This is a genomic window from Stenotrophomonas sp. YJH_SMC_138, from assembly GCF_059369855.1.
On the sequence record NZ_JCAFTB010000009.1, the window covers coordinates 137,712 to 161,829 of the forward strand.

22 protein-coding genes are annotated in these 24,118 nt (G+C 67.8%); 10 read left to right on the forward strand and 12 right to left on the reverse strand.

Features of this window, described 5'->3' with window-relative positions:
- The first annotated feature begins 3 nt into the window (after positions 1-3).
- Positions 4-2,019, forward strand: coding sequence for an acetyl/propionyl/methylcrotonyl-CoA carboxylase subunit alpha (locus AC5P7I_RS17660; protein ID WP_425604812.1), 2,016 nt, complete (start codon positions 4-6; stop codon positions 2,017-2,019).
- 19 nt (positions 2,020-2,038) lie between these two features.
- On the opposite strand, the gene AC5P7I_RS17665 is transcribed toward AC5P7I_RS17660, so the two are convergent.
- The gene (locus AC5P7I_RS17665) at positions 2,039-3,205 is read right to left on the reverse strand and encodes a putative peptide maturation dehydrogenase (protein ID WP_262087935.1); all 1,167 of its coding nucleotides are present in this window, start codon (positions 3,203-3,205) and stop codon (positions 2,039-2,041) included.
- Between the two features lie 138 nt (positions 3,206-3,343).
- On the opposite strand from AC5P7I_RS17665, the gene AC5P7I_RS17670 reads away from it, so the two are divergent.
- Positions 3,344-3,637 carry an NHLP-related RiPP peptide gene (locus AC5P7I_RS17670; RefSeq protein WP_014645567.1) on the forward strand — a complete coding sequence of 98 codons (294 nt, stop codon included), beginning with the start codon at positions 3,344-3,346 and terminating at the stop codon, positions 3,635-3,637.
- A 7-nt stretch (positions 3,638-3,644) separates the two neighbouring features.
- Here the strand turns inward: AC5P7I_RS17670 and AC5P7I_RS17675 are convergent, their stop codons facing one another.
- The 4 genes from AC5P7I_RS17675 to aceB form a co-directional block, all read right to left on the reverse strand.
- On the reverse strand, positions 3,645-6,134 hold the full coding sequence (locus tag AC5P7I_RS17675) for a putative peptide modification system cyclase (protein ID WP_495222171.1): 2,490 nt from the start codon (positions 6,132-6,134) through the stop codon (positions 3,645-3,647).
- A gap of 13 nt (positions 6,135-6,147) precedes the next feature.
- Positions 6,148-7,188, reverse strand: a complete 1,041-nt coding sequence (locus AC5P7I_RS17680) for a GGDEF domain-containing protein (RefSeq protein WP_041862962.1) — start codon at positions 7,186-7,188, stop codon at positions 6,148-6,150.
- 432 nt (positions 7,189-7,620) lie between these two features.
- Entirely contained in the window at positions 7,621-8,922 is a 1,302-nt protein-coding gene (gene aceA / locus AC5P7I_RS17685) for an isocitrate lyase (protein ID WP_019337654.1), read from the reverse strand.
- Between the two features lie 64 nt (positions 8,923-8,986).
- Positions 8,987-10,609: a malate synthase A gene (gene aceB, locus AC5P7I_RS17690; protein WP_075076692.1), complete on the reverse strand. Its 1,623-nt coding sequence runs from the start codon at positions 10,607-10,609 to the stop codon at positions 8,987-8,989.
- 110 nt (positions 10,610-10,719) lie between these two features.
- Here aceB and AC5P7I_RS17695 point away from each other — a divergent pair, with 110 nt between their 5' ends.
- Together AC5P7I_RS17695 and AC5P7I_RS17700 are read left to right on the forward strand one after the other, a co-directional pair.
- On the forward strand, positions 10,720-11,688 hold the full coding sequence (locus AC5P7I_RS17695; protein WP_046427979.1) for a LysR family transcriptional regulator: 969 nt from the start codon (positions 10,720-10,722) through the stop codon (positions 11,686-11,688).
- A gap of 155 nt (positions 11,689-11,843) precedes the next feature.
- Positions 11,844-12,752 carry a LysR family transcriptional regulator gene (locus AC5P7I_RS17700; RefSeq protein WP_014645561.1) on the forward strand — a complete coding sequence of 303 codons (909 nt, stop codon included), beginning with the start codon at positions 11,844-11,846 and terminating at the stop codon, positions 12,750-12,752.
- A gap of 118 nt (positions 12,753-12,870) precedes the next feature.
- Here the strand turns inward: AC5P7I_RS17700 and AC5P7I_RS17705 are convergent, their stop codons facing one another.
- Both AC5P7I_RS17705 and lepB read right to left on the reverse strand, forming a co-directional pair.
- Complete coding sequence (locus AC5P7I_RS17705; protein WP_262087933.1) at positions 12,871-14,127, reverse strand: MFS transporter; 1,257 nt, start codon at positions 14,125-14,127, stop codon at positions 12,871-12,873.
- A 123-nt stretch (positions 14,128-14,250) separates the two neighbouring features.
- On the reverse strand, positions 14,251-14,877 hold the full coding sequence (lepB, locus tag AC5P7I_RS17710) for a signal peptidase I (protein WP_014645559.1): 627 nt from the start codon (positions 14,875-14,877) through the stop codon (positions 14,251-14,253).
- A gap of 275 nt (positions 14,878-15,152) precedes the next feature.
- Between lepB and AC5P7I_RS17715 the strand changes: the two genes are divergently transcribed.
- Together AC5P7I_RS17715 and AC5P7I_RS17720 are read left to right on the forward strand one after the other, a co-directional pair.
- Positions 15,153-15,554: a hypothetical protein gene (locus AC5P7I_RS17715; protein ID WP_262087932.1), complete on the forward strand. Its 402-nt coding sequence runs from the start codon at positions 15,153-15,155 to the stop codon at positions 15,552-15,554.
- 3 nt (positions 15,555-15,557) lie between these two features.
- Entirely contained in the window at positions 15,558-16,004 is a 447-nt protein-coding gene (locus AC5P7I_RS17720) for a 3-dehydroquinate dehydratase (RefSeq protein ID WP_100450891.1), read from the forward strand.
- Between the two features lie 146 nt (positions 16,005-16,150).
- On the opposite strand, the gene dcp is transcribed toward AC5P7I_RS17720, so the two are convergent.
- The 3 genes from dcp to arfB all read right to left on the reverse strand — a co-directional run bounded on the left by dcp (position 16,151) and on the right by arfB (position 19,456).
- Positions 16,151-18,307 (reverse strand): peptidyl-dipeptidase Dcp, encoded by a 2,157-nt coding sequence (dcp, locus tag AC5P7I_RS17725; protein ID WP_049405170.1) that lies wholly within the window; start codon positions 18,305-18,307, stop codon positions 16,151-16,153.
- A 110-nt stretch (positions 18,308-18,417) separates the two neighbouring features.
- A complete protein-coding gene (locus tag AC5P7I_RS17730) occupies positions 18,418-19,020 on the reverse strand; it encodes a lysophospholipid acyltransferase family protein (protein WP_014645556.1) in 603 nt (200 codons plus the stop codon).
- A 4-nt stretch (positions 19,021-19,024) separates the two neighbouring features.
- Positions 19,025-19,456: an alternative ribosome rescue aminoacyl-tRNA hydrolase ArfB gene (gene arfB, locus AC5P7I_RS17735; RefSeq protein ID WP_005420755.1), complete on the reverse strand. Its 432-nt coding sequence runs from the start codon at positions 19,454-19,456 to the stop codon at positions 19,025-19,027.
- A 113-nt stretch (positions 19,457-19,569) separates the two neighbouring features.
- Here arfB and AC5P7I_RS17740 point away from each other — a divergent pair, with 113 nt between their 5' ends.
- Positions 19,570-20,118: a DUF2059 domain-containing protein gene (locus tag AC5P7I_RS17740; RefSeq protein ID WP_401730180.1), complete on the forward strand. Its 549-nt coding sequence runs from the start codon at positions 19,570-19,572 to the stop codon at positions 20,116-20,118.
- 70 nt (positions 20,119-20,188) lie between these two features.
- Here AC5P7I_RS17740 and AC5P7I_RS17745 read toward each other — a convergent pair whose 3' ends face one another.
- Positions 20,189-20,932, reverse strand: coding sequence for a pseudouridine synthase (locus AC5P7I_RS17745; protein ID WP_014645554.1), 744 nt, complete (start codon positions 20,930-20,932; stop codon positions 20,189-20,191).
- Between the two features lie 85 nt (positions 20,933-21,017).
- A complete protein-coding gene (locus tag AC5P7I_RS17750; protein WP_262087931.1) occupies positions 21,018-21,605 on the reverse strand; it encodes an O-methyltransferase in 588 nt (195 codons plus the stop codon).
- Positions 21,606-21,771: 166 nt separating this feature from the next.
- Between AC5P7I_RS17750 and AC5P7I_RS17755 the strand changes: the two genes are divergently transcribed.
- The 3 genes from AC5P7I_RS17755 to AC5P7I_RS17765 are packed head-to-tail and all read left to right on the forward strand — an operon-like array spanning position 21,772 to position 24,114.
- Entirely contained in the window at positions 21,772-22,383 is a 612-nt protein-coding gene (locus AC5P7I_RS17755; protein WP_014645552.1) for a PIG-L deacetylase family protein, read from the forward strand.
- On the forward strand, positions 22,383-23,522 hold the full coding sequence (locus tag AC5P7I_RS17760; RefSeq protein ID WP_014645551.1) for a glycosyltransferase family 2 protein: 1,140 nt from the start codon (positions 22,383-22,385) through the stop codon (positions 23,520-23,522). Before AC5P7I_RS17755 ends, AC5P7I_RS17760 begins: the two co-directional genes overlap by 1 nt.
- Positions 23,509-24,114 carry an LbetaH domain-containing protein gene (locus tag AC5P7I_RS17765; protein WP_032962223.1) on the forward strand — a complete coding sequence of 202 codons (606 nt, stop codon included), beginning with the start codon at positions 23,509-23,511 and terminating at the stop codon, positions 24,112-24,114. The genes AC5P7I_RS17760 and AC5P7I_RS17765 overlap by 14 nt, the downstream gene beginning before the upstream one ends.
- The last annotated feature ends 4 nt before the right edge of the window (positions 24,115-24,118 follow it).

Genomic DNA, 24,118 nt, shown 5'->3' on the forward strand with positions numbered 1-24,118 from the left:
GCCATGACCGAGCACGCTCCTATGAAGCACGTTGCCATGTTCAGCAAAGTCCTGATCGCCAACCGCGGCGAGATCGCCTGCCGCGTCATCGCCACCTGCCGCCGCCTCGGCATCGCCACCGTGGCGGTGTATTCCGATGCCGACCGCAACGCACGCCATGTGCGCCTGGCCGACGAAGCCGTCCACATCGGCCCGGCCGCCGCACGCGAGAGCTACCTGCGTGGCGATGCCCTGCTTGACGCCGCGCGCGCTACCGGCGCACAGGCCATCCACCCCGGTTACGGCTTCCTGTCCGAGAATGCCGACTTCGCCGATGCCTGCGCCGCCGCCGGCATCACCTTCATCGGGCCACCGCCCAGCGCGATCCGAGCGATGGGTGACAAGAGCGCGGCCAAGGCGCTGATGGCCAAGGCCGGTGTGCCGCTGACGCCGGGTTACCACGGTGACCAGCAGGCGCCGGACTTCCTGCGCGCGCAGGCCGATGGCATCGGCTACCCGGTGCTGATCAAGGCCAGCGCCGGTGGCGGTGGCAAGGGCATGCGCAAGGTCGAACGCAGCGAGGACTTCGTCGATGCGCTGGCCAGCTGCCAGCGCGAGGCGGCCTCGGCGTTCGGCAACGACCACGTGCTGGTCGAGAAGTACGTCGAGCGCCCGCGCCATATCGAGATCCAGGTGTTCGGCGACAGCCACGGTGAGGCGGTCTACCTGTTCGAGCGCGACTGCTCGGTGCAGCGCCGCCACCAGAAGGTGCTGGAAGAAGCACCCGCGCCGGGCATGAGCCCCGAACGTCGTGCTGCAATGGGCAAGGCCGCGGTCGATGCCGCACGCGCAGTGGGCTATGAGGGGGCGGGCACGGTGGAATTCATCGCCGGCCCGGACGGCGATTTCTACTTCATGGAAATGAACACCCGCCTGCAGGTCGAGCACCCGGTCACCGAATACATCACCGGCACCGACCTGGTGGAGTGGCAGCTGCGCGTGGCTTCGGGCCAACCGCTGCCGCTGCGCCAGGACCAGCTGGCCATCCATGGCCACGCGATCGAAGCGCGGCTGTACGCCGAGGATGCCGACCGTGGCTTCCTGCCCTCCACCGGCACCCTGCGCCGCCTGCGCCTGCCGGCAGCGTCGGCCAACGTGCGCGTCGATACCGGCGTGGAGGAAGGTGACAGCATCACCCCGTACTACGATCCGATGATCGCCAAGCTGATCGTCTGGGACGTGGACCGCGACGCCGCGCTGCGCCGCATGAGCCAGGCCCTGGCCGACTGCCAGGTGGTGGGCGTGACCACCAACGCCGGCTTCCTGCGCCGCCTGGTGAATACCGATTCGTTCGCGCACGCCAGGCTGGATACGGCGCTGATCGAACGCGAACAGGCGGCATTGAGTGCCGTGGGCGACGCGGGTGCGGACCTGTGGCTGCTGGCCGCCGTGGCCGCGGTGGCAAGCACGGCGCCCGCCAGCACCGACGTGCGCGATCCGCATTCGCCGTGGCGGTCACAGGATGGCTGGCGCCTCGGTGCGTCCGCGCCGCGCGTAGTGCCGCTGCAGCAGGGCGAACGCAAGCACACGCTGAAGGTGTGGGCGCAGGCCGATGGCTGGCGCGTGCAGTGCGATGACGCTGCACCGGTGCGGGTGATCGGCACGGCCGATGTGCACGGACTGACGGTGCAGCTGGGCGAGCGCCGCGGGTCGCTGCAGCTGCTGCGCGACGGTAACCAGCTGTACCTGTTCGGCGCCGACGGCCAGCACCGCTTCACCCTGCATGATCCAGTGGGTGAATCGGACCACGCCGTGGCCGACGCCGGCAGCCTGCTGGCACCCATGCCGGGCAGGATCGTGGCCACGCTGGTCGCGGCCGGTACCGAGGTCAAGCGCGGCACGCCGCTGGTGGTGCTGGAAGCGATGAAGATGGAGCACACCCTGCAGGCACCGGCCGATGGCACGGTGAAGGGTTACCGTGCCAAGGCCGGCGACCAGGTCGGCGACGGCGCGGTGCTGGTGGACTTCGAGGCGACCTGATCGCCGGGGCGGCGGCCGCTCAGCGGTCGTCGCCCGTCGCCACCCGCCCGGCCGGATCGAATTCGGCCGTGTCCAGCGTGGCACTGCGCCAGCCCAGGCCACAGATGGCCATCGCGCTCTGGCCGATGCCATCGAACCCAAAAGCACGATCGACATCGGCATCGTTGATCGCCGCTGTCACGAATGCTGCCAGCCCGCGCTCGGTGGCGCACAGGTACAGCAACTGCGAAATGTGGCCCACGTCCAGCGTCACCGCACGGTGCGCCTTGGCATGGTTGCGATACTTCCAGAAGCAGCGGTCATAACGCGGTGCCAGTACCAGCAGCGCTGGCGCATCGGCGAACCACGCCTGCCCGGACAGCATCCGCCTCGCCATCGCAGGCAACGCCTGCGGCGGTGGCGAGGGTAGCGGCAGCACGGCGTGCTGCACCGGATGATAGTGGTACAAGCCCGGCGCCAGTCCTTCCACGTTCTGCACCAGCAGGAAGCCCTCGGTGGGATGCAGGCCGCCACCGGAAGGCACGTTCTTCTTCAGGAACTCGGTATCGCGCTCGACCTTCTGCACCGCGTGCGCCATCAGCGTACGCTGCAGCACCTGGGCCAGCAGCGGCAGCGACAACGCGCGCTGCGGGTCGAAATTGCGGCAGGTGGTGCGACGCGCCAGCAGTGCATCGAACGCGGCCTCTTCGCTGCGCGGCAGCGGCTGGTAGTCGCCCTGCATGGGCTGCACCACCGGCGGTGGCGGCCCCAGGCGCTGGCGCAGGCCGGCCGCGGTGTCCAACCCCTGCCGGCGCATGTCCTCCACGCTGTCCACGGCCTGCCAGCGCGCATGGCGATGGGCCAGCGCAGCCAATGGCCACCACTGGCTGCGCCGCAGCGCCTCGTCGCGCATCTGGTGCCCCACCTCGCTCGGTGGGTCGGTCAACAGCAGGCCCTGCTCGACCAGGCGGGCCAGCATGGCCGGGCAGGCATCGGCGGGCGGTTCGCTCCAGCGGTGCGCGCTGAGCCCGCCCAGCAGCTGGCGCTCCTCGGCGTCCACCGGCAGTGGCTGGTCCAGGTGGGCGGCCAGCGCCACCCAGCTGATCTGGCTGTCCATCTCGGCGTGGCCGGCCAGCATCGCACGCAGGTCCAGGGTGACCGCCTCGCGAGGCTCGAACATCAGGCTGGCGCAGCGGCGCAGGCGCATCGGTTTCCTTCCTTGTGCCGCACAGCCGGCATAGCAGCAACGACCGCAGCGCGGCCAACTTTAGCGACGTGCACAGCGCGGCCCTCAATGGCAGGCTGTCGCGGCCGATAGGAGTAGCTCCACCTACGGACAATCCCCATGAGCCATCCCCGTCTTTCCGCCGCCGACGCCAGCACCCTGCTGGACCACCTGATCGGCAGCGAAGCGTTCCGCAGCCACTTCACCGCTTCGCCGGCCAAGGCCCTGGCCTCGATCGGGCTGGACGGTGCCGTTGGCGAAAACGACTGCATGAAGATCGGCACCCTGGCCTCGGTCGAGGAGCTGAGCCGCACCCGTGATTCGCTGCATGCGTACCTGAGTACCTCGACCGCCTCGATGACCGTGGTGTTCTGCTTCGAAGCCGACCGCATCGACGAGCGCGTCAACGCCTGAGTCCGCATCAGCGCGACACTCGCACCGACGTCGCCTCGGTGGCGATGTCGTGCACATTCAGGGGTTGCCAGACCTGCATGGACGCCACCTCGGCAATGGCCTGGCCGTGGTGCAGGGCCAGCCAGGCCTGCTCGCGACGCACGCCGGCAGTGTCCTGCTCGGCACGCAGTGCCTGCAGCAGCACAACGTGGGCCTGCACAGGTTCGCTGCCATCAAAGGTGGGCTCGAGCAGATGGCGTGCCGCCCGCGGACGCTGTTGCGCCAGTTCGGCCATCGCCAACACAACCCGACGCCACTTGCCCACCACAGGGCTGCGCTGCCGCTCCAGCAGTTCGCCATGGTCGCGCAGCCACTCTGCGGCCAGCGCATGCTGGCCCTGGCGCTGGGCCAGATAAGTCAGGGCCAGCAGCTGCAGGCTGCGGCTGCCCACGGCGGAGTCGTCGTTGTTCCGCAGCAGCGGCCGCAGCACGGCGGCAATGGATTCAAGCTCCTTCGCATCGCCGGCCGTGCACAGCGTGGTCACGGTGGCGTGCTGCAGGCGTTGATGGATCTGGTAGTCGATCAGATCCGGTGCTGGACCGTCCGCAGCAATCGCGGCATGCAAACTGCTGCAATCACGCTGCTCCGCAGCCACCAGCAGGTGGGCCCGCAGGCGCATGCGCTGTTGCAGGTCGTCCCCCCGCGGCAACCGCATCAACAGCTGCTGCGCCTGTGCATCCAGGCCCTGCGCAACCAGCACGTCCACATCCAGGTCGTCGGCCTCGTCATTGCCGCGCAACATCCGTGCCTGGCGCAAGGTGCGCATTGCCTGCTGCGGCTGGCCGAGGCCCAGCTGTGCCCGCGCCAGATGGATGGTCGGATACAGCCGCAACGGGTCCTGAGGCACCGTCGCAGCGCGCGCATAGGGCTCGGCCTCGGTGAAGCGATTGTCCTGCAGCAACCCCCAGGAGGTATTGGACAGCCCAGCAAACGAATCCGGATAGATCTTGGCCAGTGCACGCCACTGTTCCAGCGGCCAGCCACCGGGTTCCAGTTCGGCCTGCCAGCCCTTCAGGTACAGGCGCTCACGCGCGGGCAGGCGCTGCTGCTGGGCCAGCGCGTGCTCCAGCGCGTCACGCGCGTCCGCGACCTGCGCGGTGCGCGCATGCAGCTTGGCCACGCCCATGTAGGCCAGGGCAAAACCGGGATCGATGTCGATCGCGGCCTGGTAGAGGTTGCGGGCTTCTTCGAAGCGACGCTGACCCAGTGCGCTCTCGGCCAGCGCGAACGCGCGCAGTGCGCGCAGGTCCTGGGTCGAGGCGCGCGGCAGCGGCAGGGATTGCTCCAGGCTGGCCACCGACTCGCCCAGTCCGCGACGCAGGCGACCGACCACGTCGTCCACGGCGAACACCATCTGGTCGGATCGATCGGCGGTGGCGGTGAAGGTCTGGATCACCTGGCCACTGCCCGGTGCGGCAACATCGATGGCCAGCTCGTAGCCACCGATCTTCTGCCGCACGGTCGGCAGCAGCACCGCGCGCGCGCCCTCCCGCACCGCCACATCGACCGCGGTATCGCGGTTGAGCCGGGTATCGCCCGAGAGCCGCGCCATTTCCAGGCTTTCGCGGATCTTGCCTTCCGACAGCACGTTCACGTAGCGCGACTGTTCCAGCGCGATCCGGATCGCGTGCCGCATCGAGTCATCGAAGATCGGATCGCCGGTGAGGTTGTCGACATCGCCAAGCACCACCCAGTCACGTTCGGCGAAGGCAATGGCCGGCTCCGACCGCAGCAGCAGCCAGCCGCCCAGCACGGCCGCGGCAAGGATCAGGCCTTCGGCGGCCAGCACCAGCGGTTGCCGCCACAGCGGCAGGTCGCGGCGCGCCTTGGCGTTGGCGCGCGGCATGCGCAGCGGCGCCGAACCGATCTCGCCCACTTCGATCACTTCCTGCACCACCGGCACGCCCTTGAAGCGCCAGCGCCCGTGCGATTTCCACAGCAGGCGCGTGCCACGCTCGCCCAGTGCATCGGTGGCACGGCGGGTCAGCGATTCGGCCACCGCCGACAGCAGGATCTGGCCGGGGCGGGCCAGCATCATCAGGCGCGCCGCCATCGGCTTGGCCAGGCCTTCCACCTCCATCGACTTGGCACCGGCACGGACCGCCTCGGCACTGTTCTCCCAGGTCAGCACGTCGCCCACGTGCAGGCCGGCGCGCGCGCGCAGTTCAATCGCGCGCTGCTGGCCCAGCGCGTGCAGTTCGCGCTGGTAGTCCAAGGCGGAGCCCAGTGCGTCGACGGCGCGCTCGAACAGCATGAACAAGCCATCGGAGCGATCGATCAGCTGGCCGTTCCAGCGCTGCTGCAGCACCAGTACCAGGCGATCGTGTTCCTGGAACAGGCTTGCCGCCGCCACATCGCCGATCCGCTCGACCAGCTGCAGCGAATCACACAGATCGGTGAACAGCAGGGCGCGCAGCTGTGGGCTATGCGGGGCTGACGTTCCGTTGTCGCCATTCATCGCCTGCCTCTCCCTATTGGCCGTCCGGATCATCCGCCCAGCGCAGGCAGTTGCCGCCATCGCGCTTGGCCTGGTACAGCGCACGATCCGCGCAGGCATACCACTCGCTCCAGCCTGCCTCCGGCGCCAGCAGGCAGGCGCCGATGCTGACCAGGCTCACATGCGGCGTGCCATGGCTGCGCTCGAGCAGGCCATGCACCGCACTGATGATGAACTCGGCCGCGTGCTGCGCGATCTCGCGGTTGCCACGGCGCAGGATCAGGCAGAACTCATCGCCACCAAGCCGGCAGGCCAGGTCCTGCTCGCCGGCCATCGAGCGCAGGATGTTGCCCATGCTCTGCAGCACGCGGTCGCCGGCCTGGTGGCCGTGGCGGTCGTTGATCTGCTTGAAGCGGTCGCAATCGATCAGCAGCAGCGCCTGCGGCGGCCCCTCGGCCCGCTCGCGGCACTCCTGCAGGTACAGGGTGAGGCCTCGGCGGTTGTGCAGCCCGGTCAGTTCATCGGTACGCACCAGCTCACGGGTGTGGGTCAACTGATGGGTAGTGATGTACAGATTGTCCAGCGCGGTTTCCAGATCGTGGTTGCGCCGGCGCAGCTGTGCGATCAGTGCCTGTTCGTTGGCCAGCACGCGCATGATCGTACGGCGCAGGAAATAGGCCACCAGGCCGGGATCGGATTCGACCAGCCGATGGAAATCGGCCGGGCCCAGCTCCAGCACATCGCAGTCGACCAGCGCGCGCGCACTGGCGCTGCGCAGGTGGTCGCCGACCAGCAGGCCCAGTTCTCCGAAGAACTCGTGCTGCCCGAGCGTCTTGATCACCAGGTCCTCGCCGAAGTCCAGTTCGATCTGGCCTTCGAGGATCACATACATGCGCTCGCCGCGGTGGCCACGCTGGAACAGCCACTGTCCGGCACGGAGCTTGCATGCGCGGGCGAATCTGGCGAACAATGCCACCTCGGCATCGGACAACAGAGCGTGCACGATCTCGGCCATCGCCACCCGGGCGATACCTGTCGTCACATCACTGTTCTCGGCCGCACCCCTGCCGGTCATTCCCTGCACCCGCCGCCAGCGTCCCCTGGTGAGCCGCGGAGCATAGCACCGCTTTAAAGTGTGCGCCCTATCTCATTTTGACCCTTCTGCCGATCTTGATTGATGTGAAGATCGGTGATGGCCCGTTCTGGTCACGGGTGTCCGGGCAAAACTCCTGCTGGATCAATCCGATGCCGGGTTTCACAGGGTTTCGGCCAAGTTGCCGGCACCGGGGTGCGCCTGATTGACGCTCCGCGCGTGCTGCGCCCTTGCATCGATACAACAACGCCGGCTGGTCCCCCGACCGGCCGGCGTTGTCTGGCCCTTCCCTGGCCACCCTGATCACCCGGAGCCCGGTAGTGCCGGCCGCTGGCCGGCAACTGCATGGGCTTCGGAAACATCGATGGGTTGCCGGCCAGCGGCCGGCACCACCGGATCACGCGGCGCGCCGCATCACGCCGCGCGTTCGCTGCGCCCGCCATGGAACTGTTCTTCCTCGGTCGAGCCGGTCAGCGCGGTGGTCGACGACTGGCCCTGCTGGATCGCCTGGGTCACCGCATCGAAGTAGCCGGTACCGACCTCGCGCTGGTGCTTGACCGCAGTGAAGCCGCGCTCGGCCGCTTCGAACTCGGCTTCCTGCAACTCGACGAACGCGCTCATCTGGCGGCGTGCGTAGCCGTGGGCCAGATTGAACATGCCGTAGTTCAACGCATGGAACCCGGCCAGGGTGATGAACTGGAACTTGTAGCCGTAGCTGCCCAGTTCGCGCTGGAACTTCGCAATGGTGGCGTCGTCCAGGTTCTTCTTCCAGTTGAAGCTGGGCGAGCAGTTGTAGGCCAGCAGCTTGCCCGGGAACTTCGCATGGATCGCCTCGGCGAACCTGCGTGCGAATTCCAGGTCCGGCTTGCCGGTCTCGCACCACACCAGGTCGGCGTAGGGCGCGTAGGCCAGGCCACGGCTGATCGCCTGGTCCAGGCCGTTGCGGGTCTTGTAGAAGCCTTCGACGGTGCGCTCGCCGGTGGTGAACGGCTTGTCGTTGCCGTCGATGTCGCTGGTCAGCAGATCAGCCGCTTCGGCATCGGTGCGCGCCACCAGCAGGGTCGGCACACCCAGCACATCGGCGGCCAGCCGCGCGGCATTGAGCTTCTCGATCGCCTCGCGGGTCGGCACCAGCACCTTGCCGCCCATGTGCCCGCACTTCTTCACCGACGCCAGCTGGTCTTCGAAATGCACGCCGGCGGCACCGGCCTCGATCATCGCCTTCATCAGCTCGAACGCATTGAGCACGCCGCCGAAACCGGCCTCCGCATCGGCGACGATCGGCTGCAGGAAGTCGATGTCGTCCTTGCCTTCGGCGTGGTGCAGCTGGTCGGCGCGCAGCAGCGTGTTGTTGATGCGCTTGACCACTGCCGGCACCGAATCGGCCGGGTACAGCGACTGGTCCGGATACATCTGCCCGGCCAGGTTGGCGTCGGCCGCCACCTGCCAACCGGACAGGTAGATCGCCTTCAGGCCCGCCTTGACCTGCTGCATGGCCTGGTTGCCGGTCAATGCACCCAGCGCGTTGACGAACTCGCGCTCATGCAGCGATGCCCACAGCTTCTCCGCACCCAGGCGGGCCAGCGAATGCTCGATGTGGACGGTGCCGCGCAGGCGCACCACGTCGGCGGCACTGTAGTTGCGCTGGATGCCTTCCCAGCGCGGGTTGGTATCCCAGTCGTGCTGGATCTGTTCGGCAGTGGGCAGCTTGCTCATGTCTTTCTCCAGTTCGGTTCGTGCGTGCAGCGGGGAGGGAAACGCCGGGAATCGCGGGCGGCGATCAGTCGATGCGCGCGTAGGCCGGCAGGGTCAGGAAATCGGTCAGTTCGTCGCTGCGGCTCAGTTCGCCGAGCAGGGCGATGGCCTCGCCGATGCGTGCGCCACCGGGCAGCGTGGCGGTGTCACCCAGCCGTGCCGGCAGCTGTGCCAGCGTGGCATCCAGCAGTGCCAGGTCGATGGCGGTGCCATCGTCCAGCTGCTGGCCCGGCGTATGCAGCCACTGCCACAACTGGCTGCGGCTGATCTCGGCGGTGGCCGCGTCCTCCATCAGGTGGTGGATCGGCACGCAGCCGTTGCCATCCAGCCATGCCGCCAGGTAGCGCACGCAGACTTCCACGTTGCCTTCGAAGCCGGCGCGGGTGATGGTGCCGGGCGGCCGTGCGATCAGTTCGTCGCGGCCGACGCACACATCCTGGCGCAGCACGCTGTGCTGGTTCGCACCGGGCATGTGTTCGTCGAAGATCGCCATCGCCACCGGAATCAGCGCCGGATGCGCGACCCAGGTGCCGTCGTGGCCGGCGGTCACTTCGCGCAGCTTGTCAGCGCGCACGCGGGCCATCGCCTGTTCGTTGGCGGCGGCATCGTTGTTGATCGGAATCTGCGCGGCCATGCCACCCATCGCATGTGCACCACGGCGATGGCAGGTCTGGATCAGCAGTTCCGAATAGGCCTTCAGGAACGGCTGGGTCATGGTCACCTGGCCGCGCTCGGGCAGCACGCGGTCGGCGTGGCGCCGGAAGGTCTTCAGGTACGAGAAGATGTAGTCCCAGCGCCCACAGTTCAGGCCGACGATGCGGTCACGCAGCGCGTGCAGGATCTCATCCATCTCGAACACCGCCGGCAGCGTTTCGATCAGCACGGTTACCTTGATCTGGCCGTGCGGCAGGCCGAGCATGCCTTCGATGTGCGACAGCGCGGTTTCCCACAGCGCCGCCTCTTCCATGCTCTGCAGCTTGGGCAGGTAGAAGTACGGGCCGCGGTCCTTCGCCTGCAGGGTGCGGGCGTTGTGGAAGGCGAACACCGCCGCGTCGAACAGGCCGCCGGCGATGAACTGGCCATCGATGCGCACGTGCTTTTCGTCCAGGTGCCAGCCACGTGGCCGCACGATCAGCACCGCCTGCTCGTCATGCGGGCGCAGCGTGTAGTGCTTGCCATTGGGGGCGGTGTAGTCGAGATCGCCACGCACCGCGGCGGCCAGCGACTGCTGCCCGGCCAGCAGGTTGCGCCAGGTCGGCGAGGTCGAATCCTCGAAGTCGGCCATGAACACCTTGGCGCCGGAGTTCAGCGCGTTGATGACCATCTTCGGATCGGTCGGGCCGGTGATCTCGACGCGGCGGTCCTGCAGCGCGGCCGGCAGCGGCGCAACGCGCCAGTCGCCGCTACGGATCGCAGCGGTGTCCTCGCGGAAGTCCGGCAGGCCGCCCTCGTCGAAGAACGCCTGGCGCTCGCGGCGCGCCTGCAGCCGTGCCTGCCGGCCCGGTTCCACCGCACGGTGCAGCGACACCAGCAGGGCCAGCAGCGGCGCCGGCAGCACGGTGTCCTGGCCGGCCACGCGGGTCGCCAGGGCGATGCCGGGGGTAGCCTTGCTGGCAGGGGTGGGAACAGCGGAAGCGACGGCGGACATGGGGCGACTCCAGCGGTGGGGGAACGTCTCCACGGTGCCGCTGGGCCGGAGTATTTGGCAAAACAGTTTTTGCAATGTTCGACATAAGTTGTGCTAATACTCGTGACACGATGAGCACACGCACCCCGCCAAGTCCGCGTTTTTCCTACAAATCCGACCGGCTGAAGCCATTGCGTGCGTTCTGCCAGACGGTGCGCCTGGGCTCGGTCTCACGGGCGGCTGAGGCACTTTTCGTCAGCCAGCCGGCCATCAGCCTGCAGTTGCAGGCCCTGGAACGGGAACTGGGGGTGCCGTTGTTCGAGCGCAGTGGGCGCCGCCTGGTACCCAGCCGCGAGGGCCAGCTGCTGTACGAGATGGCGCAGCCGCTGGTGGAGAACCTGGACGGGCTGGAGGCGCGCTTCCGCGACAAGGTGCGCGGCCTGGATGCGGGCGAGCTGAACATCGCCGCCAACAGCTCGACGATCCTGTACCTGCTGCCGAAGATCGTCGAGCGCTTCCGCCTGCACCACCCGGACGTGCGCCTGACCCTGCACAACGCGATCAGCGCCGATGGCACCGACCTGCTGCGCGAGGACGCCGCCGACCTGGCGATCGGTTCGATGACCGATGTACCGGCCGACCTGACCTACGCCCCGGCCTACCGCTTCGAGCAGGTACTGATCGCGCCGCACGACCATCCGCTGGCCAGTGGCGGCGAGCTGGAGCTGGCCGACATCGCGCGCTATCCGCTGGTGCTGCCGCCGAAGCGGCAGATCACCTACCGGCTGGTTGACCAGGTATTCCAGCGCCACCGCATCGCCTACACCGTGGCACTGGAAGTGGGCGGCTGGGAGGTGATCAAGCAGTACGTGGCGATGGGCATGGGCATTTCCATCGTGCCGGCGCTGTGCCTGAACGAGGCCGACCGCGAGCGGTTGGCGGCGCGGTCGATGAAGCGCTGGTTCCCCGAGCGCAGTTACGGGGTGATCGTGCGCCGGGGCAAGGCGCTGTCGGCGCAGGCGCGCGCGTTCATCGAGCTGATCCAGCCGGAGTTGTTCAGTCCGCGCGATTACGACCAGAGCGGGCATTCGGAGCGGTGAGGGGTGTTCGGCAGGGCTGCGCCCTGCACCTGCTGAAGCCAAAGCAACAGCAAAAGCCTGCTATCCGTAGATGGCGGGTGACCGGGGTCAGATCCGTTTTCCGCAGGAAAACGGATCTGACCCCATTTGTGGCTGGCGATGCATAGACTGGGCGCATGTCCATCGAACTCCGCCACCTGCGTTACTTCCTCGCCGTTGCCGATACGCTGCACTTCGGCCAGGCGGCGGAGCGGCTGGGCATGTCGCAACCGCCGCTCAGCCAGCAGATCCGCCAGCTGGAAGACCTGATCGGGGCGCGCCTGTTCGTGCGCAGCCATCGTCGTGTGCAGCTGACGCCTGCGGGTGAGCTGCTGCAGGAGCGCGCACGGGCCATCGTGCAGCAGGTGGAAACCGCGGTGGACGAGGTACAGCGCGCGCAGCGCGGCGAGCAGGGCGAACTGCGTATCGGCCTGACCCGGGCCACGCCGCTGTCGCCGCAGATTCCGCGTTCGATCCTGCGCTACCGCCAGCAGTACCCACAGGTGCGGCTGCAGCTGAGCGAGATGAACACGCTGCAGCAGATCGATGCGCTGCTCGACGGTTCACTGGACGTGGGCATCATCCGCAAGCGCGCATTGCCGCCGGAGCTGGTGGCGCACAGCCTGTTCGTCGATCCACTGGCGTTGATCGTGCATGCCGACCACCCTGCCCTGCGCAGGCTGTCGAAGCAGGGCACGTTGTCGCTACGCGACTTCGCGCAGGAGCCGTTCGTGGCATTTCGCCGCAGCGCGGGCGCGGGCATCCATGACCACATGATCGCGCTGTGCGCGGCCGCCGGGTTCACGCCGCGCATCGTGCAGGAAGCCGGTGAGGCATCGACATTGATCAGTCTTGCGGCTGCAGGCCTGGGTGCGGCGATCCTGCCCTCGTCCTGCGATCACATCCGCGTGGAAGGCGCGCGCTTCGTGGCGCTGGCCGATGCCGGTGCGCATTCGGAGGTGCAGCTGGCATGGCACCGCGAGGGGGTGACGCCGCTGATCCGAAACTTCGCCGGGCTGTTGCGCGGGGCGTTCGCCGAAGGGTGAAGTGCCACCCACCTAGGTTTGGTAGACGCCAACCTTGGTTGGCTGCCGTGCCAGAGCGCCGACCAAGGTCGGCATCTACCAGAGCAACGCCGCGCCCGTGCGGAACGCGAGGCTGGCGTCAGGCCGTGACCGGCTGCGGCGCGCGCTGCTGCAGCGCCCAGACGATGCCGCCCCCGATCAGGGTCAGCACGGCAGCGAACGCGCACACGCCCAGCCAGTCCCAGGCCGCGTAGGCCAGGCCACCCACCCCGCCCAGCACGCTGGAGCCCAGGTAGTAGGCGAACAGGTACAGCGCCGACGCTTCCGCGCGCATCGTACCGGCACGGCTGCCGACCCAGCTGCTGGCCACCGAGTGGCCACCGAAGAAGCCGAAGGTCACCAGCGCGATGCCCAGGGCCATCGTGCTCAGCCACGGCATCGCCAGCAGCACGATGCCGGCGCCGATCAGCGCGAACGAGATCGACAGGATGCGGCCGCGCCCGTACCGCGTAGCCTGCTGGCCCATCCACGCCGAACTGAAGGTGCCCACCAGGTACACGCTGAAGATCAGCCCGACCACGGTCTGGCTGAGGTGGTACGGCGGCGCCAGCAAGTGATAGCCCAGGTAGTTGTAGAGGGTGACGAACACGCCCATCAGCACGAACGAGGTGGCGAACAGCCACGGCAGGCCCCGGTCGGCGAACAGCGTGCGCCAGCGCGACGGCAACTCGCGCAGGCCATCGCGTCGCGCGCTGAAATGGCGCGACGGCGGCAGCTGCAGCCACAGCAGCACGGTGCTGGCCACGGCGATGATCGAGACCACGCCGATGCCCCAGCGCCAGCCCCAGTGATCGGCGATGATGCCGGCCAGCAGGCGCCCGCTCATGCCACCGATGGCGTTGCCGCCGATGTACAGGCCCATCGCCAGGCCCAGCGCGCGGCTGTCCATCTCCTCGACCAGGTAGGTCATCGCCACTGCCGGCACGCCGCTCAGCGCCAGGCCAAGCAGGGTGCGCAGCACCAGCAGCGTGGTCCAGTCGTCCACCAGCGCCGTGCTCAGCGACAGCATGGCCGACGCCAACAGCGCAACGATCATCAACGGGCGACGGCCGACCGCATCGGACAGCAGGCCGGCCAACAGCATCGCCACCGCCAGCGTGCCGGTGGTCAGCGACAACGACATCGCGCTGCCTGCGGCGGACACGCCGAAGTGGCGGCTGAACTCGGGCAGCAGCGGCTGCACGGTGTACAGCAGGCCGAAGGTGGAGAAGCCGGCCAGGAACAGTGCCAGCGCGGTGCGGCGGAAGGCCGGCGTGCCCTGCTGGATGCGGGTCTCGGCGATGGGATCGACAGTGGGGGGGCGGCGCTCGACGGCCGCCGCGGTTTCGCCATTCATGGGATCGAAGGGCCGGTGGGGCGGCCGGGCATGGGAGGGAACGGGCCTCAGACTAGGCCTGTCGATCCAGTCGATCCATAACCTGATAAGTCAGGATTGATACCCAAGAAGTATCAATTCAGCTTACAGGCGCTGCCACTCGAAACCGTCGCCGCGGCGGTAGTACACCGCCACCGCACGGCCGTAGACCTTGTCGGCGTCGACGAAGCCGAAGAAGCGGCCGTCGAAGCTGTTGCCGCGGTGGTCACCCAGCACCAGCACCTTGCCGGCCGGCACCACCAGATCGGCGATGTCCGGACCGCCGCCCATGTCCAGGTCGAGGCGGGCACGGCGCTCGCCGAAGGCTTCCACGTCCTGCAGATCGGCGATCTGCAGCGGCTGGCCGTTGATGCTCAGATGGCCCTCGCGCATCTGCACGTGGTCACCGGCCACCGCCGCCACGCGCTTGATCAGGCGGGTGCCGTCGGCCGGTGAATCGAACACCGCCACTTCACCGCGCTGCGGGACGCCGGTGGCCATCAGTTCCTTGCCGGTGAACGGCAGGCGCAGGCCGTAGGCGCGCATGTCCACCACCACCCGGTCGCCCGGCTGCAGGGTCGGCTGCATCGAGCCACTCGGCACCACGTAGTGGTTGGCGAGGGTATCGCGGGCGGCGGCGAGCAGGCCGAGCATCACCAGCAGCGGCAATGCTTCCTTCTTCAGCCAGACCAGCGCGCGTTCGGACAAGGGAGGACGGGCAGCAGCATCCATGACAGGCTCCGGGTAGGTGGTAGCTGCATCAGACCACATCCAGGCGGGAGAGGTTCCCGCGACGCGATCCGGTAGAGCCGAGCCCACGCTCGGCTTGTTCCTTGCAGCGTCGAGGTTGCCCGACTGGGGCGCAGAGCGGCCGAGCGCAGGCTCGGCTCTACAGGAAGGGTTACGCAGGTTTTACGCGCGGGACCGGCCGCGGGCATCGCACCTTTACGGGCGGCACGCGCATCGTGTGCCCACCGCGCCGCAGGGCGCATTCCGCAAGGTGTTGTATGACCCTCCTGGTGATCCGCCACGCCTCTTCGTCGGCACCGCGTCCCCAACTGCCGACGCAGCTGGCCGGCCATCGCGTGCTGTGCAGCGACTGCGCCAGCCTGTCCGAGGTACGCCAGTGCCTGTGCCAGCCGCAGGCGCGCTCGGCCGACTGGGTACTGCTGGATGTCGGTAACGCTGACGAGGCGCAATGGCAGGCCGAAGGTGGCGCGCTGCAGGCGGCGCTGGAACGGCTGCCGGCGCAGTACATCGAACTGCAGGCCCCCAGCGAGCCAGGGCTGGATGCGCGCCTGCGCCTGCAGCACGGTCCCGCCGCCGTGGTGGTCGACCAGCGCAGCCAGCAGGCCGGCTACCCGTTGTCGCTGGCCATTGTCGGCCGCCGCCTGGCACAGGAGGGCTGAGCCATGTCGATCTTCATCATCCGTGGCCCGGAAGCGGCCGGCGCCCTGATCCGCACCGCGATGCCGCTGCCGGCACCGGTCCTGAAGTCACTGGTGCATCGTGCGATCGACGCCGGCACCAGCGTGGCGATCCGTGCCTGTGGTTCGGAACAGGAACTGCTGGACGCCCTGCGCGTGGCCGACCACAGCCGCGGCGAGGTGACCCTGCTCGACCCGGGCGCGTGTGCCAACAGCTTGCGCCTGCAGCGCCTGCTGCCGTACCTGCACAACGCCTATGTGGAAGTGCATGACGACGGCGCAGTGGCCGAGCCGTGCCTGCCGGCTGGTGTCGGCCAGCGCCTGGGCATCGCCGCCGGCTACGGCGCGCAGAGCTACGTGCTGGCGCTGGACATCGCACTGGATCATCTGGGATTGGGCGAGCAGGCCAACCGGGTGCACGTGGGAACGTAACGCTGTTTGTAGAGCCGAGCCCATGCTCGGCTGCCTTTCCAGGAACCATCAGCCGAGCGTGGGCTCGGCTCTACAGAAGAACGTCGAGCATGGCTCGACGCTACAGAAAGAAAAACGGCGGGGTTGCCCCCGCCGTTTTCGCTTTCTTACTTCAACCCGCGGAACTTCAGCAGCGGTTCCACCGACGGGTCCTTGCCACGGAAATCGCGGTACAGGGTCGACAGTTCCACGCTGTTGCCGCGCGAGAGGATCTTGTCGCGGAACTCCTGGCCATTGGCCGCGGTCAGGCCACCGTGCTCGGTGAACCACTGGTAGGCGTCATGGTCGAGCACTTCGGCCCAGAAGTAGGCGTAGTAGCCGGCCGAGTAACCGCCACCCCAGATATGGTCGAAGTAGGTGGTGCGGTAGCGCGGCGGCACCTGCGGCAGGTCGACCTTGAACTTCTTCAGCGCGCTGGCTTCAAAGGCGCCGACATCCTGCAGCGGCGCGTCGGCCTTCTGCGTGTGCCAGGCCAGGTCCAGCAGCGCCGCCGACAGGTACTCGGTCGTCGCGTAGCCCTGGTTGAAGCTGCGTGCCTTGAGGATCTTGTCGACCAGCTCCTGCGGCATCGCCTCGCCGGTCTTGTAGTGCTTGGCGTAGTTGGCGAACACCTTCGGGTCCAGCGCCCAGTGCTCGTTGAACTGCGACGGGAACTCGACGAAGTCGCGCGAGGTCGCGGTGCCGGCGATCGACGGGTACTTCACGTTCGAGAACATGCCGTGCAGCGCATGGCCGAACTCATGGAACATGGTGGTGACGTCGTCGAAGCTGATCAGCGCAGGCTGGCCGGCGGCCGGCTTGGTGAAGTTGCAGACGTTGTAGACCACCGGCTTGGCACCGGTCAGGCCGTCCTGTTCGACGAACACGTCCATCCAGGCGCCACCGGACTTGCTGTCACGCTTGAAGTAGTCGGTGTAGAACAGCGCCAGCGAGGTGCCGTCCTTGTCGAACACTTCGTACACCTTCATGTCCGGGTTGTAGGTCGGAATGTCGGTGCGCGGCTTGAAGGTGATGCCGTACAGCTGGGTGGCGGCGTAGAAGACGCCGTTCTGCAGCACGTTGTCCAGTTCGAAGTACGGCTTGATCTGCGACTCGTCCAGATCGTACTTGGCCTTGCGCACCTGCTCGGCGTAGAAGTCCCAGTCCGAAGCGGCGACCTGGAATCCACCCTTCTGCGCGTCGATGACCTTCTGGATCTCACCGGCTTCGGCGCGTGCCTTGGCGGTGGCGGCCGGCACGGTGTCGGTCAGCAGCTTGAGCGCGGCAGCCGGGGTCTTGGCCATCTGGTCGCCCAGCTGGTAGTCGGCGAAGGTGTCAAAGCCGAGCAGCTTGGCCTTCTGCGCACGCAGCTGGGCCAGGCGCTGCACGGTCTGCCGGGTGTCGTTGGCATCGCCGCGCTCGGCGCGGGTTTCCGAGGCCTTCAGCACGGCGGCGCGCTGGTCGCGGTCGCTCAGCGAGCCGAGCACCGGCTGCTGGGTGGTGTTCTGCAGCGGCAGCAGGAACTTGCCATCCAGCTTGCGGTCCTTGGCGGCGGCGGCAGCGTTGTTGATAGCGCCCTCGTCCAGGCCGGCCAGCTTGGCCTTGTCGTCAACGACAACGGCCGCAGCAGCGGTGGCGGCCACCAGGCGGGTGTGGAACTGGGTGGAGAGCGTGGTCTCTTCCACGTTGAGCTTGCGCAGGCTCGCCTTGTCGGCGTCGGACAGCTGCGCACCGGCGCGCACCAGGCCATCGTAGTAGTGCTCGACCAGGCGCTTCTGCACCGGGTCCAGCTCCAGCGTGTCACGCTGGTCGTACAGCGACTTCACGCGCGCGAACAGCTTCGGATCGAGGTTGATCTCGTCCTGGTGCGCGGCCAGCTTCGGCGCCACTTCTTCCTGGATCTTCTGGCGTGCGTCGTTGGTATCGGCCTGGACCAGGCCGAAGAAGATGCGCGACACGCGGGTCAGGGTCTCGCCGCTGCGCTCCATCGCCACGATGGTGTTGTCGAAGGTGGCCGGCTCGCTGCTGTCGGCGATCCTGCGCACGTCGGCCAGGTGCTGGCGCATGCCTTCTTCGAACGCCGGCAGGTAGTCGCTGTCCTTGATCTTGTCGAACGGCGGTGCCTGGAACGGCAGCGTGCTCGCGCTCAGCAGCGGATTGGTGGAGGCTTCGGCCGGCTGCTGGGCCGGGGTCTTCTGGGCATCGGACACGGGGGTGGACTCCTTGCCGGAACAGGCCGCCAGCGCCAGGCTGATGGCGGCGGCCAGGACTACGGTACGCGACATGTAAAACGCTCCTTGGGCAGACGGTATGGATACCAGCCCTCCACCCTACTCCTGTCGCGCTCGCCCGGCATGTGCCGGACGTGGCGTCTATGCGGCGGCCTGCAACCGGCTCAGACCGTGCCGCGGGTCTTGCCGATCCAGGGCCGGTAGAACTCGCGGATGGCAGCCATGTCGGCCACATCGTCGCCGCTCGGGGTGAACAGCGGACCGATGCCGATGGTCTTTTCCGGATAGTGGAAATACGCGGTCAGGATCGGTACGTCAGCCATCCGGGCAATCTTCAGGAAGCCGGCCTTCCAGTCCTTCACGGCCTTGCGGGTGCCCTCGGGCGTGATGGCGAACCACATCTTCTCGTTGTTGCGCAGCAGGTCCACGGCCTGGCCGACGGTGCCCTGCGGCGAGCTGCGATCGAGCGGGATCACGCCCAGCTTGTGCAGCAGCGGGCCCAGCGGCCACCAGAACAGCGAGGCCTTGCCCAGCACCTTCACCTTCATGCCCAGCGCGATCTTGGCCGCCATGCCCCACAGCCCGTCCCAGTTGGACGAATGCGGGGCGATGATGAAGACCAGCCTGGGGATGTCCGGCAGGGTGCCGGTCACCTTCCAGCCGCCCATGCGCAGGGTGCAGCGCGCCAGCCAGCGCAGGAAGGCGTTGGGTTTGACCTGTGGCATCTGCGGCGGCACGGCCGGCAGCAACGAAGTCGGGTTGTTCAAGCAATCACTCCCAGTCACGTGATGAGCGCCCGCGCTTGATCTGCGCGCGCCCGCGTTTGGCGTCCAGACGACGCAGTTTCGACCCGAGGGTCGGCTTGGTGGCCTTGCGCGGTTTGGGCACGCTCAGCCCGGCCTGGATGAAGGCCGCCAGCCGCTCGCGCGCATCCTCGCGATTGCGATCCTGGGTGCGGAAACGTTGCGCGTCGATGACCAGCACGCCTTCGCCGGTCATGCGCCGGTCACGCCGCGCCAGCAGGCGCGCGCGCAACGGTTCGGGCAACGAGGGCGAGTTGGCCACGTCGAAACGCAGTTCCACCGCGGTGGACACCTTGTTGACGTTCTGGCCGCCGGCGCCACTGGCGCGCACGAACCGCTCGACGATCTCGCCGTCGGGGATTTCAAGCTGCGCGCTGATGGTGACCGGTCCACTGCCCATCCGCGCATTGTAGCGGCAGGCAGGTGGTGAAGTACGCCATCGCGCCCCGTATGCCGCCGATCAGGCACCGAACACGCCGCCTTCGCCTGGGCTGCGGGTATGCTGGCGGTCCCATGTACCGCAGGAAGCCCCGCATGACCCGCTCCACACCCGCCCTGCCGTCCCTGCTGCGCCGCGCCGCCCTGCTGCTGGCGCTGGCCGTGGCCAGCGTTCCGGCCCTGGCCGCCCCGCCGACCGACGGCGACATCAACCGCCTGCTGTCGGCCTCGCGCGCGCAGAGCATGATCGACACCATGGTGCCGCAGATCGAAGCCATGCAGCAGCAGCAGTTCCAGCAGGTGGCCGCGCAGCGCCAGCTCACCGCCCAGCAGCAGGAACAGCTGAAGCGGATCCAGGCCCGGACCAGCCAGACCCTGCGCCAGGCGATGTCGTGGCAACAGCTGCGGCCCATGTACGTGGACCTGTACAAGAAGACCTTCAGCAAGGAAGACGTGCTGGCAATGGCCGAGTTCTACGAGAGCGCGGCCGGCCAGAGCCTGCTGGACAAGACCCCGGCGCTGATGCAGAACGTGATGGTGGCGATCCAGGCGCGCATGCAGCCGCTGTTCGCGGATCTGCAGAAGGACCTGGAAGCGATCGTCAACGAGCCGGAAAAGAAATAACGGGGTGCGCCGGGCCACGCCCGGCCGCTGGCTGTAGAGCCGAGCCCACGCTCGGCTTACCGCAGCAGCATCAGGCGTCGTCCACCTGCCAGCCGAACAGGTCCAGCGCCTTCTGGAACTCGCGATCCAGCGGCGCACTGACATCCACGCTGCCACCGTCCGGGTGCGGGAAGCGCAGGCGCTCGGCGTGCAGCAGCATGCGGTGCACGCCCTGCATGCGGAAGATGCGGTTGTGGCGGCCATCGCCGTGGCTGGTGTCGCCGATCATGTGGTGCGACAGGTGCTTGAGGTGCCGGCGGATCTGCCGGAAGCGCCCGGTCTGCGGCTGGCAGCGCAGCAGCGCGTAGCGCGAACTGCTGAACTCACCCACCGGCACCGACAGCTCGCCGGTGGCCAGGCGCTGGAAGTCGGTGACCGCCGGCTTCTTCACCGGCTTGCCCGGCCCGCCGTCCAGGTCATGGTCCACCCGCCAGGACAGCTCGGCCGGCCAGCCCCGGCAGACCGTCAGGTAGTCCTTGGCCACTTCACCCCCCATCAACGCCTTGCCCAGCGCACTGGCGGTCTCGCGGTCGAAGGCCAGCAGCAGGCAGCCGCTGGTGGCCCGGTCCAGGCGGTGCACGAGGAAGATCGGGCGGCCCAGCTGCTCGCGCAGGCGGTCGGCCAGGAAATCATCTTCGCCACGGGCCAGCTTGCTGTCGTGGACCATCAGCCCGGCGGGCTTGTTGACCACGGCCAGGCGCTCGTCCAGGTGCAGCAGCTGCAGGGGCGCGGTTTCGGTCTCGACCGCGGCGAGGGTGTCAGGTTCGGTGCTCACCGCAGGATTATACGGGCGCCCTGATCGGCGTCAGATCCCTTTTCCTGCGGAAAAGGGATCTGACCCCGGGTTGGTGGCGCGGCGGTCAAGGGTTGCGCACGGCCAGAAGCTCGCCGTTGCCCACCGGCACCAGGCTGGTGCCGAAGTCCGGATCGGCATCCAGCAACGCGCGCAACGGTTCCATCTGCGCGGCGTGCGAGGTGGCGTTGTCCACCACCAGCAGGCCGCCCCGCCGCAGCACACGGCGCAGCTGCGGCCACCAGCCGGCGTACTGTTCGCGGTCCGAATCGAGGAACAGCAGGTCAATGCTGGCATCGGCGGCCTGTGCCAGCCACTGCCCGGCATCGCCGTGGACCAGCGTGATGCGATCGGCAAGGCCACTGCGCGCGAAGGTGTCACGCGCCATCGCCACCTTGTCCGCGGCGTATTCCAGTGTGGTCACGTGGCCGTCGATGGCGGCTGCGGCTTCGGCAATCCACAGCGTGGAATAACCGTTGGAGGTGCCGATCTCCAGCACCCGGCGCGCATTGCCGAAACGCACCAGCACCGACAGGAATTCACCGGTGTCCGGCGTGATGTTGAGCATGCGCCGGGCGCGCTCGGTTTCATGCGCGTCGTTTTCAGCACCGAAGCGTGCCAGTTCGTTCTTCAATTCCGAAAGCTGCATCGTCATTGCTTCTTTCATTTGCCACAGCAAGGGTGAGCATTGTGGCCTGTCCGGCCACATTTCGTACTTGTCTTAAGCCTGTACTCCGATGGGGTTGCGATAGTTCCCGCCTTCTTCACGCGGGATGGTCCACCGGCCCGCGGCCCTCATTGGTTTCCGCAAGGACACGGCCATGGTTCTCGACATTCTGGCAATCGGCGCCCACCCCGACGACATCGAACTCGGTTGCGGCGGCAGCCTGGCCAAGCTGGCCCGCGACGGTGCACGCATCCATGCGCTGGTGCTCAGCCGTGGTGGCCGTGGCTGCCATGCCGGCATCGACCGCAGCGACGAATCCCACCGCGCGTTGCGCCGCCTGGGTGTGACCGAGGTGATCCAGCAGGATTTCCCGGATACGCGCTTTCCTGCCTGCCGCAACGACATCGTCGCGGTGATCGAGCAGGCCTGCGCGCAGATCGCACCGCATCGCGTCTACACGATGTGCGGCGAAGACCACCACCAGGACCATCGCACCGTCCATGAAGCGTCAATCATCGCCTGCCGCAGCATCCCGCAGATCCTCTGCTACGAGAGCCCCAGCACCCTGCCGCAGTTCGCACCGCAGGTGTTCGAGGACATCAGCGCACAACTGGACCTGAAGATCCATGCGTTGCGCGAGCATGCCAGCCAGGGCGATCGCCATTACATGCAGGAGGACCACCTGCGCTGCCACGCGCAGTTCCGCGGCCAGCAGATCGGCATCGGCCCCAGTGAGGGCTTCGTGCCCTACCGGCTGGTGCTGTGATGAAAACGCTGCTGTTCCTGGCCATGTGTGCCTTCATCCTGGTGCGTGTGTGCGTGCAGGCCTCGCGTCGCCCCAGCACGCGCCTGTACAGCATCGATGCGATCGTGCCGGCCTACAACGAAGCCCCCTGTCTGGAGCGCTCATTGACCGGCCTGCTGCAGAACCCCTACGTGGCACGGGTGATCTGCGTGAATGACGGTTCCACCGACAACACCGCCCAGGTACTCGATGCGCTGCAGGCGCGCTGGCCCGGGCGCCTCGTGGCCGTGCACCAGGCCAACACCGGCAAGGGCGGCGCGCTGATGCATGGCCTGCGGCACGCCACCGCCGAGCAGGTGTTCCTGACCGACGCCGACACCCACATCGATCCGCGCGGCCATGGCCTGGGCCACCTGCTGGACGAGATCGAGCGCGGTGCCGATGCGGTCGGTGGCGTACCCTCGTCCAGCCTGCAGGGTGCCGGCTTCCTGCCGCATGTGCGCGCCAGCCTGAAGCTGCCGATGATCGTCATCAAGCGCAGCTTCCAGCAATGGCTGGGCGGCGCACCGTTCATCGTCTCCGGCTCGTGTGGCCTGTTCCGCACCTCGGTGCTGCGCAAGGTCGGTTTCTCCGACCGTACCCGCGTCGAAGACCTGGACATGTCCTGGTCGCTGGTCGCGCAGGGCTACCGTGTCCGCCAGAGCGTGCGCTGCGTGGTCTACCCGCAGGAATGCAACACGCTGGTGGAGGAATGGCGGCGCTGGCGACGCTGGATCGTCGGCTATGCGGTATGCATGCGCCTGCATCGCGGCCTGCTGCTGACCCGCTTCGGCGTGTTCAGCATCCTGCCGATGATGCTGCTTGCCCTTGCCGGCATCGTGCTGACGCTGCAGGTCTGGTTCGGTGCGGCCCAGCTGCATGGGCCGGGTGGCCTCGCCCTGTCGGTGATGCCGTTGTTCTGGATCGGCATCGTCATGTTGCTGGCGGTGATCAGTGCGATCCACCACCGCCGCGCGTCGCTGGTCCCTGCCGCCGCGTTCTCGATGCTGTACGTGCTGCTCGCCTATGCGATCTGGCTGATGCATGGCGTGGCCGGGCTGTTTACCGGCCGCGAGCCGGCACGCGACAAGCCGACCAGGTATCCGCATGTGGTGGAATGACCTCGCCGCCATGGCCGACGCGCTATCGACGCTGCCACCCCACGTCGATTCCAGCGCCCAGGTTTCGCCGCGTGCGATCGTGCGGGGCGAGGTACGGATCGGCGCTGGCAGCCGCATCTGCGACGGCGCCCAGCTGCACGGGCCGGTATCGATCGGCCGCGACTGCCTGATCGGCAACAACGCACTGCTGCGCGGTCCGCTGCACATCGGTGACGGTGTGCGCATCGGCTTTGCCAGTGAACTGAAGAACGCACTGATCGGCGACGGCGCCTGCATCGGCCCGCAGTGCTTCATCGCCGACAGCCGCGTCGACGCCCGTGCCTACCTGGGCGCGCTGGTGCGTACCAGCAACCATCGCCTGGATGGCGCAACGGTCACCGTCCACATCGGCGACACCGTCATCGACAGCCAGCGCGACAAGCTCGGCGCCTGGATCGGCGAAGGTGCCGCGCTGGGCGTCGGCGTGATCATCCTGCCCGGTCGCATCGTCGCCCCGGGCAGCCAGTTCGGCCCGCGCATCACCGTGGAACGAAACCTGCCGCCCGGTCGCTACCGGCTGCTGCAGTCGCTGCATTCCCAACCCCTGGAGTAACCCC

What these genes read in the sequence shown, in the direction of transcription:
- AC5P7I_RS17660 (WP_425604812.1), top strand. Translation starts at nt 4, where the DNA reads ATGACCGAGCACGCTCCTATGAAGCACGTTGCCATGTTCAGCAAAGTC.
- AC5P7I_RS17665 (WP_262087935.1), bottom strand. Translation starts at nt 3,205, where the DNA reads ATGCGCCTGCGCCGCTGCGCCAGCCTGATGTTCGAGCCTCGCGAGGCG.
- AC5P7I_RS17670 (WP_014645567.1), top strand. Translation starts at nt 3,344, where the DNA reads ATGAGCCATCCCCGTCTTTCCGCCGCCGACGCCAGCACCCTGCTGGAC.
- AC5P7I_RS17675 (WP_495222171.1), bottom strand. Translation starts at nt 6,134, where the DNA reads ATGAATGGCGACAACGGAACGTCAGCCCCGCATAGCCCACAGCTGCGC.
- AC5P7I_RS17680 (WP_041862962.1), bottom strand. Translation starts at nt 7,188, where the DNA reads ATGACCGGCAGGGGTGCGGCCGAGAACAGTGATGTGACGACAGGTATC.
- aceA (WP_019337654.1), bottom strand. Translation starts at nt 8,922, where the DNA reads ATGAGCAAGCTGCCCACTGCCGAACAGATCCAGCACGACTGGGATACC.
- aceB (WP_075076692.1), bottom strand. Translation starts at nt 10,609, where the DNA reads ATGTCCGCCGTCGCTTCCGCTGTTCCCACCCCTGCCAGCAAGGCTACC.
- AC5P7I_RS17695 (WP_046427979.1), top strand. Translation starts at nt 10,720, where the DNA reads ATGAGCACACGCACCCCGCCAAGTCCGCGTTTTTCCTACAAATCCGAC.
- AC5P7I_RS17700 (WP_014645561.1), top strand. Translation starts at nt 11,844, where the DNA reads ATGTCCATCGAACTCCGCCACCTGCGTTACTTCCTCGCCGTTGCCGAT.
- AC5P7I_RS17705 (WP_262087933.1), bottom strand. Translation starts at nt 14,127, where the DNA reads ATGAATGGCGAAACCGCGGCGGCCGTCGAGCGCCGCCCCCCCACTGTC.
- lepB (WP_014645559.1), bottom strand. Translation starts at nt 14,877, where the DNA reads ATGGATGCTGCTGCCCGTCCTCCCTTGTCCGAACGCGCGCTGGTCTGG.
- AC5P7I_RS17715 (WP_262087932.1), top strand. Translation starts at nt 15,153, where the DNA reads ATGACCCTCCTGGTGATCCGCCACGCCTCTTCGTCGGCACCGCGTCCC.
- AC5P7I_RS17720 (WP_100450891.1), top strand. Translation starts at nt 15,558, where the DNA reads ATGTCGATCTTCATCATCCGTGGCCCGGAAGCGGCCGGCGCCCTGATC.
- dcp (WP_049405170.1), bottom strand. Translation starts at nt 18,307, where the DNA reads ATGTCGCGTACCGTAGTCCTGGCCGCCGCCATCAGCCTGGCGCTGGCG.
- arfB (WP_005420755.1), bottom strand. Translation starts at nt 19,456, where the DNA reads ATGGGCAGTGGACCGGTCACCATCAGCGCGCAGCTTGAAATCCCCGAC.
- AC5P7I_RS17740 (WP_401730180.1), top strand. Translation starts at nt 19,570, where the DNA reads ATGTACCGCAGGAAGCCCCGCATGACCCGCTCCACACCCGCCCTGCCG.
- AC5P7I_RS17750 (WP_262087931.1), bottom strand. Translation starts at nt 21,605, where the DNA reads ATGACGATGCAGCTTTCGGAATTGAAGAACGAACTGGCACGCTTCGGT.
- AC5P7I_RS17755 (WP_014645552.1), top strand. Translation starts at nt 21,772, where the DNA reads ATGGTTCTCGACATTCTGGCAATCGGCGCCCACCCCGACGACATCGAA.
- AC5P7I_RS17760 (WP_014645551.1), top strand. Translation starts at nt 22,383, where the DNA reads ATGAAAACGCTGCTGTTCCTGGCCATGTGTGCCTTCATCCTGGTGCGT.
- AC5P7I_RS17765 (WP_032962223.1), top strand. Translation starts at nt 23,509, where the DNA reads ATGTGGTGGAATGACCTCGCCGCCATGGCCGACGCGCTATCGACGCTG.